Consider the following 12896-nt stretch of genomic DNA (forward strand, 5'->3'; position numbering starts at 1 on the left):
CGTGGGCGTAGCTGTTCTCAGGTTGCCTCGGCCTGTTTCTATACTTGGTTATGGCTGCTCGCGTGAAATCCAAAACTAAAGAGCCGGTCGGCAAAGCCCGCAAGACGAATGCGCGGCGGCCTACCGAGGCGGCGCGGCTGGATTTAGCTGGAGCTGAGCCTGTCGACAGATGGATTTGCAATTGGGAGTTTGAAATCGCTGCGCGGGCTGAGGGTTCGCGGCTCATTGCGGGAGTTGATGAGGTTGGGCGGGGTCCGTTATTTGGGCCGGTGGTGGCTGCGGCGGTCATCCTGCCGGAGGGCGCAGAGCTTGAAGGGCTGAACGACTCCAAAAAGCTGAGCGAAGAAGAGCGCGAACATTTCAATGAGCGAGTGCGTTCGATAGCCGTTGCCTGCGCGGTTGCGGAGGTCGATGTGAGCACCATCGACAGGATTAACATTCTGCAGGCTTCGCGGCTGGCGATGAAGATTGCTGTGGAGAGCCTGTGCCGCCAGGGGCTCGATCCGGATCACCTGCTGATTGACGGCAACCAGAAAATCGATGCGGTGTGTCGCCAGACGACGGTGGTGAAGGGCGATGCTCGCAGCCTCTCGATTGCCGCTGCCAGTGTGATCGCCAAGGTGCATCGCGACCGGTTGCTGTGCGAACTGGATACGCAGTTTCCCGGCTACGGACTGGCTCGGAACAAGGGTTATGGAACACCGGAACACAAAGCTGCTCTGCTTCGATTGGGGATTACGGAGATGCATCGACGAAGCTTTGCGCCGGTCGCCGAACTGTTTATGGGCGGGGTTGAGGGAATCGACATTCTCGATGCGATTGAGTTGGAGTTCGATTTGATCGAGGAGTAGGGAGAAGCTGTTTAGCTCGCCAAGCCGGATTCACCGACGAGGAGCCGATAGAGGGTGGAGCGGCTAATACCGAGTTGGCGAGCTGTGCGGAGCTTATTGCCCCGATTCAGCTTCAGCACTGTCTGGATATGTCGTTGAATGGCCAGATCCAGGGTGAGATTGAGGGAAGCAATTGGCGATTCCTGATTCGGCTTGAATGTTCGCGGCTCGAATTCATGCGCGGCATGTTGTTCTGGAAGTTCGAGAGCGAGTGCGAGGTCGGAAGGCCGTATGGTTCCGGTTTCCGATTCCAGGATTGCGGATTCAAGCGCGGCGGCCAGTTCACGAACATTGCCGGGCCATGTATGTTGCAGCAGCCTTGGAAGCGTGCCCTGAGCCAGAACCGCTGTAGGTTGCTGGTAGCGGCGGCAGATGCGGTCGACCAGTGCTTGTGCGATGGGGGCGATGTCTTCGCGATGCTCTCGCAGCGGTGGCAGAGAAAATCGAACAGCAGAGAGGCGGAACGCGAGATCGGGAAGAAGTTTTCCCTGTGCGGCGAGATGCCGCAGCGGAGCATGGCTGGAGACGAGCAGGAGAAATCGAGAGAGGTGAGCGAGTCCGGGTTGTCGCGATAATCCGGAGGGCTGGAATGCAGGGGGCGGGGCTGGGTTTGTCTTGTCGGGGAGCGTCCGGACCAGATTGAGCAGCAGGCTTTGACCAGCGGGCGCCAGCATGTCAATGCGGTCGAGGTAGAGGGTTCCGGTCAACTCGCCGGGGTCTGTGTCGGTAGCCAGCCATTCGCGGGCGTCCCGCCGTCGAAAAGGCAGGGTTGCGTGCTCGGAGCGGCGGTGGATTGTCTGCGCGAAAAGATGCTTGCCGGTGCCGGCTTCGCCTTCGATGCTTGCGATGTGCATGCGGTTTCCGGTTACATCGGCCTGGAGCAGCAGGCGGCGAAGAGCGGCGCTTACACAGATAAACTCGGCAAGATCCGATGCCCTGGGCGCACTCGAATCGTTCGCATGCTGGTGGGGCATCGAGGGAGCGTGGTTGTTCGAGTCGTTTAGCGAATTATTGGACGAGTTATGGTTCGAATTTCTGAGGGAGTCGTTGAGCGAGTTCTTGAGAGAGTCATTGAGCATGGGCATGGTGAAGGAGCAGTCCTTCTGGCCCTATCGGCGATGCCGAGGCGAACTTGAATGGCTGGAGGCGTTGCAGGAAGAGGATTGCTAAAGCGGAACCGGCCTCCAGATCGCGCATGGTTTGGGAAAACGCGATCGAAAGGCCGGTGGGTGATTGCCTGGGATTCTGTTAGCGCACGCGCTTCGAGGGCTCGTCGGAGGCGATTTCGCCGTCGCGGATGTGAACCACACGGTGAGCGTACTCTGCGATATCCGGCTCGTGGGTGACGAGAACAATGGTGTTGCCCTTGGATTGCAGTTCGTCAAAGAGAGCCATAATTTCAACGCCGGTTTTGGAGTCCAGGTTGCCGGTCGGTTCATCGGCCAGGATGATGGAGGGCCGATTGACCAGGGCACGGGCGATGGCCACACGCTGGCGTTGTCCACCGGAGAGCTCGTTGGGCTTGTGATTCATGCGGGTTTCGAGATTGACGTTACGCAGGGCCTCTTTGGCGCGCTCCAGGCGTTCGGCTGCGGGGGTGCCGTTATAGATAAGCGGCAGCTCGACATTGTGCAGCGCGGAGGCGCGGGCCAGCAGGTTAAATGTCTGGAAGACGAATCCGATTTCCTTGTTGCGAATGCGGGCCAGTTCATCGTCGTCCAGCGCGCTGACCAACTGGCTGTTGAGCCAGTAATTGCCCTTGGACGGAGTATCGAGGCAGCCGATCAGGTTCATGAACGTGGATTTGCCCGAGCCTGACGGACCCATGATCGCGACATATTCATTGTCTTTGATATTCAGCGAGATGCCTCGCAGGGCGCTGACCTGCTGCTCCGAGCCCATGTCGTAGGTCTTCCAGAGATTTTCGACGACGATCATGTCGCGTTTTGTCTGGGAGCCTTGCGCTGTTTCCGCTGTCGTGATGCTGTTGGTCGACATCCTGGTAAGTCCTCTAACTCAACAATAAAGCCTGGGTGGTTGCCGGAGGGTATGTCCCTCCGGCGCAGAAACGGTTAATTCGCCGGTGTTGCCGCGGACGGCTTGGTATCGTCTCGCTTGAGCAACGCGCCGCCTTTGAGCGCACGCATGGTTTTGAACGGCCCGGTAATGATCTCCTGTCCTTCGACAAGGCCGGAAAGTACCTCGATATCCGTAGCGCCGGTGATGCCGGTCGTTACTGGAACAAAAATGGCGTGAGGCTTGCCTTTCTGGTCCTTGACGGTGAAGACGCCTTGAATCGGAACGACTGGCTTGGCTCCTGGCGCGGGTGTCGGCGGAGGTACTGGTTTGCCGGTAGCATCCAGTGTCTCAGGAATATGCAGGGTGAGCGCCTGGATCGGGATGGTGAGCACACTTGCCTTGTGGGCAGTCGTGATCTTGGCCGTGGTCGAAAGGCCGGGACGAAGCTCCTTCGCTGCATCGCCTGTCGTATCCAAGGTGATGACGACCTTGAAGTCCTTGGCCTCTTCGGTTCCGGTGGTGCTCTGCGAGGTGGCTATACCGGTGGAGCGCAGGATGGCCTGATCGCCGACCAGGGTGACGTGACCCTTATAGACGCGGCCAGGGAGTGCGTCCACCGTAACCTCGGCGGATTGCCCCATCTGTATATTGACGATGTCTGTTTCGTCGACTTTGACTTCGGCGGTAATGACGCTCATATCCGCCAGGGTCATCAAAGTCGAGCCCTCGGCGTTCTGAATGCCGACGACGACTGTTTCACCCTCGCGAACCGGCAAGTTGGTCACGATGCCGTTGAAGGGCGCGGTGGAGACGGTTTTATCCAGCGCGTCAACGTTGGAACGAAGCGTGGCCTGGTTGTTCGTGACCTTGGCGCGGGCGGATTCCGTTTGCGCGCGGGACTGAAGGGCAGCTGCGTCCGACTGGGCAAGGGTGGCTACGGCGAGATCATAGGCGGCTTTCTTGGCGTCAAAGTCCTGTTTGGCCATGATGCCTTCCTTATAGAGGCCCTGCGCTCGCTCCCAATCCAGGCGTTTCTGCTCCAGATCCGCCTTGGAGTGCTCCACGTTGGCCTTGGCTGTTGCTTCAGCCGCGACGAAAGAGGCTACATCCGTCTTGGACGAGGCAATCAGGGCCTGCTGGGCATCGACATTGGCCTCGGGTTGAACGTTTTCGACCCGGGCGAGCACTTGTCCTTTGCTGACGTGGTCGCCTTCCTTCACATCCAGGTGAGTGATGCGCCCGAAGGAGGTTGCGCCGACGTTGACATAGGTTTTTGGCTTAATTTGACCAGTGCCGCTGACAATCGTCGTCAGATCCTGCCGAACCACCTTGCCGGTGAGTACGCTGGTGTATCCGGACTGAGCCTTCCACACCATGAAGGAAACCAGACCGGCAAGTGCCAAGACGATCAAAATGATGACAATGACTTTTTTCATATCTGAATTTACTGTGAGGTAGTCTCCGCTGACAGTGTACGCAATCTCCAGCGTGGGAGTTCCCAGAAAAAGCTAAAAGCAGGGGCCGGAGGTTAAGGAGCAGGGACTAAGGGCTACGGATTAGGGAATGGAGTGCCGGACTTGCTGCTGGCCGGCTCAATTCGCCTATCCGTCAAATCTGTCTATTCGCTATTCACTCTGTGCTGGTCCGGGGCCTACTCTTTCGTCTGTGCGGCACTATTTCCTATTTTCTGTATTTATAAGTGACGTTTTTATCAAAGAGGGGTCTAATCTGCACTCCCATCCTTGCTCGCGCCCTTGCGCAACCGTAGAATAGGGGCTTGCGGGAGTTGGATATCAAAATGAAGCAGAAGGTAGTTCGCTTGTCACAGAAGTCGTCGGTTTTGGCACTTGGAATCGGCATTTTCATGCTTGTGCCCGGTAGTGGGCTCAATGGGGCAACCGCATGGGGGTTCCCGGTTATTGGTGCAGTTGCACCTGGAGCAGCCGCCGTACTGACAATGGCCATGCAGGAACCGGCAGCGCCGCAAGACGCGCCACAGACGACAGCCCCGGCCGCGGGCAGTGACAAGGACCGCAAAAAGCTGGATAAGCCGGAGGATGTCGATCCGCTGAACCGGCCGCTTTCGGATAAACAGAAGATCAAGCGTCAGCGCGAGATGAAGCAGGAAATCTCTGGCGCCTACAAGACCTGGCTCAACCAGGATGTTGCCTGGATCATTACGGATCAGGAATCCAAGGCTTTCAAGAGTCTGAGCAACGATGAAGAGCGCGATGCCTTCATTGAGCAATTCTGGCTGCGCCGCAATCCGAATCCGGATTCGCCGGACAACGAATTCCGCGAAGAGCATTATCGCCGTATCGCCTACGCCAACGAGCATTACGCGGCGGGCAAACCGGGCTGGAAGACGGATCGCGGCCACATCTATATTTCGTTTGGTAAGCCGGACTCGATCGATTCGCATCCCTCGGGCGGCAGCTACGAGCGGCCAATGGATGAGGGCGGCGGCGAAACCTCCACCTTCCCATTCGAAACATGGCATTACCGCTATCTCGAAGGCATAGGCGACAATATCGATCTGGAGTTTGTCGATACCTGCCAGTGCGGCGACTATCACTTCACTATTGATCGCTCGGAAAAAGATGCGCTGCTGCATGTTCCAGGCGGCGGCGAAACCATGTACGAGCAGATGGGGCAGGCGAAGAAAGCCGACCGTTTCAAGGGCGGACTCGAAAGCCTGGGAACTGGGCCAATGTCCACTGGCCAGCAATCGAAGCAGTTTGACCGCATCGAGCTGGCGGCGAAGATTTTTGCTCCTCCGCCGATCAAGTTCAAGGATCTGGATAACTTCATCTCTGAGCACACCCTGTTGAGCGGACCAGTGTTCCCGTTTGAAGTGCGCACGGACTATGCAAAGGTGACGGAAGATACAGTGCTGGTGCCAGTCACGCTTCAGATCAAGAACCGGGACGTAACCTTTATTACCAAGGACGGCGTCTCCAAGGGCGTAGTCAATATTCTGGGCAAGGTCTCGACGATTACACATAAGACCGTTCAGACATTTGAAGATACGGTGGAGATCACCCAGCCAGAGGAACTGCTGCAGAAGACATTGGACAAGCAGTCGGTCTACTGGAAGGCGTTGCCGTTGCGTCCCGGCGCATATCGTATGGATATTGCGATCAAGGATGTAAACAACAAGGATCACATCGGAATCTATGCGCAGAGTCTCAACGTTCCCAAGTATGACGATGAGAAGCTGGCGACCTCTTCCCTGATCCTTGCGGATCGTATGGAGAAGGTTCCCAATCAGACGATTGGCACGGGTAACTTCATCCTCGGCAATACTTACATTCGCCCCCGCGTGAGTGCGAATGTCGCGACGCCGGTGAAGTTTACGCGCGATCAGCATTTGAACTGCTGGATGCAGGTGTACAACCTGGGCATCGACGACAAGACGAAGAGTAATTCGGCGACGGTGACCTACGAGATACGGGATTCTGCTTCGGACAAGTTGTTGCTCGAAACGCATCAGGCGTCTGCGGACCTGAGCGCGCACAGCGACCAGTTGACGATGGAGCAGAGCGTTGCGCTGGCAGGTTTGCAGCCGGGCTCCTACAAGATGACGATTCGGATCAATGACGCAATTTCGAAACAAGAGGTTGCCAAAACTGCGTCTTTTGTCGTCGAATAGGGTATCCCCCCAAGGTGAGTGATACGACCGGGCGAAGTACCCGGTCGATCCTGTTGGATGTGCAATTTAGGAGAAAGGCATTCTCAAGAAAAGTGAGACAGCCGGGGCGCATTTCGATCACTCAAACAACGTGAAGCGAACGATTCAACAATTCGTAAGTACGCAATTCTTCATTGCGTGTTTCGCGCTAGCCGCCCTGGGAAGTCTCCCCTCTCCCACAGTTGCCTCCGCCGCAGTCCCAATCGGGGGCCGTGGATCTGTTGCGGGTGTGGTCTCCGATTCTACGGGTGCTCCGCAGATCGGGGTTGCTGTAGAGCTGCTTCGCGCCGATTCATCGCTGGTGGCGCGTGTCTTTACCGACAGCAAGGGCCACTACAGCATCGCGACGGTGAGGCCGGGGCAATACGCGCTCAAGGCGCTCAGCGCAAGTTTTATTCCCTCTATCAAGCAAAACCTGCGTATTCGCACCAATACCGTCGTCAATCTCACGCTCAATAGTTTGTATGACCTGATGCAATGGGCTCCGCAGCCGCAGCGTCCGCGTCCCCAGGGCGAAGATGACTGGGCATGGACGCTGCGCTCGGCACAGGGCCGTCCTCTGCTGCGCTGGCTGGACGATGGCTCGCCAATCATGGTCTGGGATGGAAGCAATGAGACTGCGGAGACCCAGCCAGGTTCGCAGAGCAAGCGCAAATTACGGGTACAGGCTACGGCGGGTCAGCATCAATTCGGGGCAAGCCCGGAGCAGGTTTCGGTGGCCATGCAGGAGGATACCTCTGAGCGTCACCGGGTTGCGATGAGTACAGAGGTTTCTCCCGAAGTGGCAGGCCTCATGGAAGCGATGCTCGGCTTCCGGCAGGAGTTGACGAATACCGGCCTTGGATCGAGCTCCATGCAGACCCTGGCAGCCGTACTTGTGGACCCGGAGGCAGGCGCAGGCAGCCAGCAGGGATTGCAGACAGCGGCTTTCCGCACATGGGAATCCTTGCAAATGCTGAACACGCTGGAGGCCGAGGCTGGTTCCGATCAGGTTTTGGCGAGGGTCGGCGGTGGTTCGACGGTGGTGGCGGCATTGCCGTTCGCCAGCCTGACGATGCATCGAGGAGCAAGCGCCTTGCAGTACCGCGTGGCAACCTCGCGAGCGATGAATGCAATGAATCAGGATGCCAGCGAGGTATCGCCGAGAACCTGGCTGCCGGTTCTGAGCGAACGGAATGGTTCGCTGGTGCTGGAGCATGGATTGCACCAGGAATTAGGCTGGTCCACGACTGCTGGCCCGGCATCCATGCAGTTTGTGATCTACGGGGATTCGATTGAAAATCCCATGCTGCAGGGATCGGGTCATTTGACCAGCGGAGACAACGCCGGGCAATGGGTGCTGGTGGATGGCGCCAGCAATATGCTGCGCACGGCGGGCCCAAATTATTCGACCAAGGGCTTGATGGCATCGGTGGAGAGCCGTTTGCCGGGGCACAATAAAGTCAGGTTGAGTTACGCCAGCGGAGACGCCCTGGTGATGCATGCCAACCTCAATCCGGAAGATCTCGGCACTATCGTCCAGAGTGCGCACTCGCACCGCGCGCAGATGTATTCGATTTCGCTCTCCGGCACGGTGCAGGAGACTAAGACGCACTGGCGGGCCAGCTATCGCAGGCAACCGGAGTCGACGGTAACTGCGGTCGCTCCATTCGCCGTCGACGCCAGCGAGCCGTATCTGAATGTCTATGTGCGCCAGCCGGTCTGGACCAATCGGCAGGGGCCGGGCGGCTTCGATTTCGTACTCGATCTGGAGAATTTGCTGGCCGAGGGATATCAGCCGTTCCTTACCAGCGATGGTTCGCAGATTTATTTTGCGCAGGCTCCCCGTTGCGTTCGCGGTGGTCTGGCGTTTACCTTTTAATCAGGCTTGAGTCAGACGTTTCAGGTAAGAAATCTATCAGTGGGGTAGGGAACTCTATGGGAAGCAAAGATACAGGGAAGCGGGAGACCAAAAAGGCTCCCAAGCCGAAGCCGAAGGTTGAACCGGGACGCAAGCGCGAAGGCTAATTTACCAGGTTGCGAGAGCGATCCATCCGGTTCAATTTTCGCAAGCTTAAATGACCTCACTTTCGGGTGGGGTCATTTTATTTGTGGCAGTTCTCTGGGGAAGGGCAGAAGCAGATTCCCTTCGGGAATGACAGCCGGAAAGGCAACGGCAAAAGCAAGGGCGAGGACAAAGTTCTGAACGTCGATGCTGTATGCAGGCTGACCCGCTACCCGATACTGTGGCCTATTGGAGCGGCTCAAGGACTGTGGTAGAATCTTCAAGTGGACAGTGTTTTTACCTGTTCAAGCTTTGTGCGACTTTCTGTTGCCGGGCGTAAATTACATCATGGACCTGTAGCTCAACTGGCAGAGCATTCGACTCTTAATCGACAGGTTGTGGGTTCGATTCCCACCGGGTCCACCATTCCAAGACATAAATTCTAGTGCGGTTTGGCAGCTAGTTTGGCTTGCTGCAGGGGTGCGGATTTGAGGACTTTGCCACCTTCCTGGATGACATGCAGTTGATTCGCTGCCAGGTCTTTGATCTGATCGACTTGTCCGCTGAGCCATCGAATCTCGACCATGTCGGCCTTCTTCGCCTGATCCAGACCGAAATGCATACGCAAATCGTTTTGGGAAAAGTAGCTGCCGCCACTGCGCAGCTCTTCCATCTGGATGAGTGGTTTGGTCGAGTCCGGCGAGGTCATGGCTGTCACCGATACGCGGCTACCGATGCCCGAACGATTGGATTTAACTCCGACCAACTTGATCTTGATCCAGTTACGATTCAGAGTGGAGTCGCAGCGAAGCAGTTGAGGCACGGTGTTCATGCAATTCACCGCGATGTCGATGCAGCCATCATTGTTGAAATCCCCGAATGCGCATCCGCGTGCAGGGGCATTTTCTAAAACTCCGGGACCGCCCTGATTGGTAACTTCTTCGAATCTTCCGTTTCGGAGATTGCGGTAAAGATACTTGTGCTCGGCATACTTCAGGTCGGTTCGTGACTTATCTACCTCCGGATACACGTGGCCGTTCGACATAACCAGGTCGAGCCAACCGTCATTGTCCATATCAAAAAAACCGACACCCCAGCCGAGAAGCCGCGTATTAACACCGAGGCCTCCGGGATAGGTTCGATCTTCGAACGTGGCATCGCCGAGGTTGGTATAGAGTGAATCCGTGTCGCCTGCGAAGTTTGTCTTGACTACATCCAGGTTGCCATCACGGTTGTAATCCCCAATCGATACGCCCATGCCGGCTTGCGGCTTTGCCTCTGCGGAAAGTGCTGCCCCGGCTTCGATCGCGATGTCTCGAAACGTTCCGTCTTTTTGATTGAGATAGAGCGTGGCAGGCGCGGAGTCATTGGCCACATAGATATCGGGCCAGCCGTCATTATCAAGATCAGAGGCGGCGACGCTCAGCCCGTACGTCCCGACCGACGTCAACATACCTGACTTCTCACTTACGTCGCTGAATGTTCCGTCACCGTTGTTGTGATACAGAATGTTCACACCGCCGGGCAGACCAGGCGGACCGCACGCTACAAGAATTCCCTTGTAAGTACATGGGCCATCTTCAGGTTTGGGCGCAGTCTTGAGATCAAAGTCGACGTAATTGGCAACAAAGATATCGAGATGTCCATCGCGGTCATAGTCGACAAAAGTGCATCCGGTATTCCAGCGAATCTTAGGGCCGGGTTGAATGAGGCCAGCCTGTTGTGTCACGTCGGTGAACGTTCCATTTCCATTGTTGCGATAGAGTACGTTTTGACCGTAGTAGGTCACGAACAGATCCTCATGACCATCGTTGTTGTAGTCACCCACGCAGCAGGCCTGACCCCAACCGGTCTTGTGCTCAAGTCCAGAGCCGATGGTCACGTCAGTGAATGTTCCATCGCGATTGTTTTTGAAGAGATGGCAGCGTGGTTCCTGGCCAGCGGGAAAACCTTCTAATCTCCAGCCGTTTACTAGAAACAGGTCAACCCAACCATCATCGTCGTAGTCATAGAAAGCGAGGCCGCATCCTGTTGTTTCGAGCAGGTATTTATTCGTGAATTCTCCGCCGTAGATTGTCTTGGTGTTCAAGCCAGCCTGAGTTGCTACATCGACAAAACTGATACCGAGAGGCGTTCCTTCTATCGGAGACTTAGGGCCCGGAGGCGGCGGCGCAGGCTTGGCTTCATAGCTTCGCTCCTGGGCGCCAATTTTAGGTAGGCCGGGCTGTGCCTGTTGCGCAGGAGATGCCAGAGCAAGAATATCTGCGAAGGGAAGTACCAACGCTGTGCGGCTGAGGGATTGGAGGAACGTGCGACGTTTCACCGAACTCGATCCTTTCCTGAGCTGCATTATCAACTGCGCAATACGAGGCGCTTGAATTGCGATTACTATAGCGAATCCACAAGGCGACTGTACATCCGCATAATCCTGTTTCATTGCAGTGAAAAAGAAGCGTTGGGTACGGAGATATTGGAAGTGTTCAACGTTATGGCCTGGATTGCAATTGATCTGCCTTGTGGCGTTCGGCGGCGGCTTCTACGGATTTTCCCTGTCGATCAAGCGCGCTCGCCAGGCCAAGATGTGCCTCTGCATAGCCGGCATCGTAGCTGATAGCTTCGCGAAGCTGAGCAATCGCCTCGTCTACGTGACCACTCTTCAATTGCGCGTTGGCCGAGTTAGTAGCAACCTCGGCGCGCTGGTGATTCATGCTTGTGCGCATTAAATCTGCGGCCTTTTTGCGTTCCTGTACGGCTTCGGTTGCGTTGTTTTGTTTTACGAGAACTGCCGCGAGCGTGAGATGCGGATCCGGTTGCTGCGGAAGCTGTCGTATCGCTTCGGCCAGCGCTGATGCTGCTTCAGGAAGTTGATCGAGCTTGTTATAGACGCTTCCTAAAGTCGCCCATCCATCTCCATTTTCCGGACGCAACTTGAGCGATAGATTCAGCTCTCGCGCGGCATCGAGATATCGGCCGACCTGCATATAGAGCACGCCTAGAATGTAGGCCGGTTCAGGCGCATTGGGATTGAGTGATTGAGCTTTCTCAAGCTCTGGAATCGCGCCGACAGCATCGTCCTGCATCTTGAGTGCAAGCCCGAGGTTATAGTGCAGTTGCGGAGCGTCAGGTAGAAGTTTAAGTGCCAGGCGCAACTGCGTGATGGCATCGTCAATCTGATTCAACTGGATATAGGCCACTGCGAGATCCTGATGAGCCGTTGGACTTTCTGGGGCAGACTCCACGGCGCGCTGGAGAATAGGAACTGCATCTTTGGCCTTTTGTGCCTGGCAAAGCGCCATCCCCAGGTTGATCTGTATCTCGATATTTTGCGGAGACACCGATGCTGCTTTTCTAAGTAGAGCGATGGCTTCATCCAACTGGCCTGTACGTTGCAGCACCAGAGCCAATTGATAACCGACTTCTACCGATGCTGGATTCAGTTCCATTGCGTGCTTCAATACAGGGAGTGCCTGCTCATCCTGATCTGCCTTTGCAAGAGACGTGCCAAATTGCAGCGCAATCATCGAACTGGTTGGGGCGAGTTGGTATGCCTTGGCTAGTTCGTCAAGAGATCCGGCCTTGTTTTCTGCCTGTAGTGCAAGGCCGAGATGAAGATGAGCTATTGCATATTCCGGCCTGGATTCTACGACGAGGCTAAAGACATGTTCCGCGTCTGGCCAATCCTGTTGCTGTGCATAGAGAGAGCCGAGCTCATCCTGTAACTCTGCATTATTTGGATTTCTCTCGACCGCTTCCTTCATCTCTTTTGTAGCTTCATGAAACTGTTTGGTTGCCGCGAGTGCGCGAACATACGAGAGCAGCAATGGAAGTGCGAGGGATCGTTTCTCTGCGTGAGCCGATGCATTGAGCTTTGAGAAGAACGGGAGCGCTTTTGCCGGTTGACCATTTTGTTCAAGGGTCAAGGCAAGGTTCATCTGCGCGCTGCTATCGCTGGGCAAGATCGAGAGCGCTGTTTCGAGTTCACGAATGCCTTCGGCGGTTCGCCCCATGCGCACAAGCACTGCGCCCACTGCGCTATGGCCCTGTTCAGCCTTGGGCGCGAGATGCACGACCTTTTGAAAGTCTGTCAGAGCTGTAGGCAGGTCGTTGCGAGCGAGTGCGGCTGTGCCGGCGCGATAGTACGTGTCGGCCTCTTTGAGTTCTGCCGACGGCCCCTGGGGCAGAGCGCAATGCGTAGCGGTGAGGTAGAGTAGCAGGAACGTAATGCGCTGCGCATTGGAACGAGTAAACAGCAAATGCATGGCGCATTCATCCTACCTGAACTCCACCCGCGCAGGCGAAGCATCTGTTCGGC

Annotated in this window: 8 protein-coding genes and 1 tRNA gene; 4 read left to right on the forward strand and 5 right to left on the reverse strand. The window is 56.1% G+C overall.

All coding sequences use genetic code 11. The features are described 5' to 3' along the window. Positions 1-62 precede the first annotated feature (62 nt). A complete protein-coding gene (locus OHL19_RS18105; protein ID WP_263359216.1) occupies positions 63-851 on the forward strand; it encodes a ribonuclease HII in 789 nt (262 codons plus the stop codon). 11 nt (positions 852-862) lie between these two features. Here OHL19_RS18105 and OHL19_RS18110 read toward each other — a convergent pair whose 3' ends face one another. From OHL19_RS18110 to OHL19_RS18120, 3 genes are all read right to left on the reverse strand, one after another. After that, positions 863-1975 carry a sigma 54-interacting transcriptional regulator gene (locus tag OHL19_RS18110; RefSeq protein ID WP_263359217.1) on the reverse strand — a complete coding sequence of 371 codons (1113 nt, stop codon included), beginning with the start codon at positions 1973-1975 and terminating at the stop codon, positions 863-865. Positions 1976-2138: 163 nt separating this feature from the next. Then, complete coding sequence (locus OHL19_RS18115) at positions 2139-2888, reverse strand: ABC transporter ATP-binding protein (RefSeq protein ID WP_317890593.1); 750 nt, start codon at positions 2886-2888, stop codon at positions 2139-2141. A gap of 74 nt (positions 2889-2962) precedes the next feature. Continuing rightward, complete coding sequence (locus OHL19_RS18120) at positions 2963-4345, reverse strand: HlyD family secretion protein (protein WP_263359218.1); 1383 nt, start codon at positions 4343-4345, stop codon at positions 2963-2965. Between the two features lie 362 nt (positions 4346-4707). Between OHL19_RS18120 and OHL19_RS18125 the strand changes: the two genes are divergently transcribed. The 3 genes from OHL19_RS18125 to OHL19_RS18135 all read left to right on the forward strand — a co-directional run bounded on the left by OHL19_RS18125 (position 4708) and on the right by OHL19_RS18135 (position 9010). After that, positions 4708-6561 carry a GWxTD domain-containing protein gene (locus OHL19_RS18125; RefSeq protein WP_263359219.1) on the forward strand — a complete coding sequence of 618 codons (1854 nt, stop codon included), beginning with the start codon at positions 4708-4710 and terminating at the stop codon, positions 6559-6561. Between the two features lie 130 nt (positions 6562-6691). Next, complete coding sequence (locus tag OHL19_RS18130) at positions 6692-8461, forward strand: carboxypeptidase-like regulatory domain-containing protein (RefSeq protein ID WP_263359220.1); 1770 nt, start codon at positions 6692-6694, stop codon at positions 8459-8461. Positions 8462-8934: 473 nt separating this feature from the next. Continuing rightward, positions 8935-9010: transfer RNA gene (locus OHL19_RS18135), tRNA-Lys, on the forward strand. A gap of 16 nt (positions 9011-9026) precedes the next feature. Here the strand turns inward: OHL19_RS18135 and OHL19_RS18140 are convergent. After that, positions 9027-10934 (reverse strand): CRTAC1 family protein, encoded by a 1908-nt coding sequence (locus OHL19_RS18140; protein WP_449701831.1) that lies wholly within the window; start codon positions 10932-10934, stop codon positions 9027-9029. A gap of 136 nt (positions 10935-11070) precedes the next feature. Continuing rightward, positions 11071-12843: a tetratricopeptide repeat protein gene (locus OHL19_RS18145; protein WP_263359222.1), complete on the reverse strand. Its 1773-nt coding sequence runs from the start codon at positions 12841-12843 to the stop codon at positions 11071-11073. Positions 12844-12896 lie beyond the last annotated feature (53 nt).

It is taken from the genome of Acidicapsa ligni (genome assembly GCF_025685655.1).
Lineage (GTDB): Bacteria > Acidobacteriota > Terriglobia > Terriglobales > Acidobacteriaceae > Acidicapsa > Acidicapsa ligni.

Excerpts from the sequence above, each read along its gene's own strand:
- OHL19_RS18125 (WP_263359219.1), top strand. The coding sequence starts at position 4,708 with ATGAAGCAGAAGGTAGTTCGCTTGTCACAGAAGTCGTCGGTTTTGGCA.
- OHL19_RS18110 (WP_263359217.1), bottom strand. The coding sequence starts at position 1,975 with ATGCCCATGCTCAATGACTCTCTCAAGAACTCGCTCAACGACTCCCTC.
- OHL19_RS18115 (WP_317890593.1), bottom strand. The coding sequence starts at position 2,888 with ATGTCGACCAACAGCATCACGACAGCGGAAACAGCGCAAGGCTCCCAG.
- OHL19_RS18145 (WP_263359222.1), bottom strand. The coding sequence starts at position 12,843 with ATGCATTTGCTGTTTACTCGTTCCAATGCGCAGCGCATTACGTTCCTG.
- OHL19_RS18120 (WP_263359218.1), bottom strand. The coding sequence starts at position 4,345 with ATGAAAAAAGTCATTGTCATCATTTTGATCGTCTTGGCACTTGCCGGT.
- OHL19_RS18140 (WP_449701831.1), bottom strand. The coding sequence starts at position 10,934 with ATGCAGCTCAGGAAAGGATCGAGTTCGGTGAAACGTCGCACGTTCCTC.